This is a genomic window from Streptomyces sp. P9(2023), assembly GCF_032436795.1.
Taxonomy (GTDB): Bacteria; Actinomycetota; Actinomycetes; order Streptomycetales; family Streptomycetaceae; genus Streptomyces.
The window spans coordinates 1-278 of sequence record NZ_JAUPWM010000391.1 but is presented as its reverse complement, the minus strand read 5'-3'; the positions used below and the strand labels follow the sequence as shown (position 1 = coordinate 278).

The following is a 278-nucleotide window of genomic DNA, read 5'->3' as shown; positions in this document are numbered from 1 at the left end:
CATTTTTCTGCACCTGCCGCTATTTCTGAAAGTTTAAAAAATATTCGTAATCACAATGAAGCAATGCAACACGCAACCAGTGAAGCTTTAAATCAAATTCTTAATGCATTCTCCCCACAAGTACTATTACGTCGTTTTGAGCATTATAAGCGAAATAGTGATAAGCAAAACCAAACATCAGACTCATGGGCATGGGATATGTACTGTCATTATTACCAAGAGTTGACCTCTCATCGCCAGAAAGGTTTTGAAAAGTTATTTTGGGAAATCTTTGAGCA

The 278-nt window shown here is 36.7% G+C and carries 1 protein-coding gene; it reads left to right on the top strand.

The features are described 5' to 3' along the window. A partial coding sequence (locus tag Q5762_RS38060) for a type VI secretion system-associated FHA domain protein (RefSeq protein WP_315896886.1) occupies positions 1 to 278 on the top strand: 278 nt, incomplete at both ends.